Raw genomic sequence first — 496 nt, 5'->3', positions numbered from 1 at the left:
TTCTCGGTGCCGTTCTTGTGGACGGTGGTTCCGGTTTGGGGGAAGTCGATCCAGCCGTTGCCGGCGGCGCGGTCGCCGACCCACTTGGTGTTGACGCCGTTGACGTCGGCGCGGTCGGCGGTGACGACGCCGAGGTCCTTGGTGGGGCCGTGGTAGACGTCGAGGCCGGTGTCGGGGAAGTCGATCCAGCCGGAGTCGGGGGTCCGTCCCTTGACCGATCCGGTCCTCACGTCCTGCACGTCGGCGGTCTCGGCGGTGACGGTGCCGAGGTTCTGGGTGCCGTCCTTGTGGACGGTGGTTCCGGCCTGGGGGAAGTCGATCCAGCCGTTTCCGGCGGCGCGGTCGCCGACCCATGTGGTGTTGACGCCGTTGACGTCGGCGCGGTCGGCGGTGACGACGCCGAGGTCCTTGTGGGGGCCGTGGTAGACGTCGATGCCGGTGTCGGGGAAGTCGATCCAGCCGGAGTCGGGGGTCCGTCCCTTGACCGACCCGGTCC

At 69.8% G+C, this 496-nt stretch carries 1 protein-coding gene; it reads right to left on the bottom strand.

Translation table 11 applies throughout. The features are described 5' to 3' along the window. Positions 1 to 496: hypothetical protein (locus PUR56_RS12440; protein ID WP_329948933.1), on the bottom strand; the 496-nt coding region annotated here is incomplete at both ends.

This window comes from Streptomyces sp. BE303 (assembly GCF_036290945.1).
In the GTDB taxonomy this organism is placed as follows: domain Bacteria; phylum Actinomycetota; class Actinomycetes; order Streptomycetales; family Streptomycetaceae; genus Kitasatospora.
Note: the sequence above shows the minus strand (reverse complement) of the source record. Positions and strands in the feature narration are given on the sequence as shown.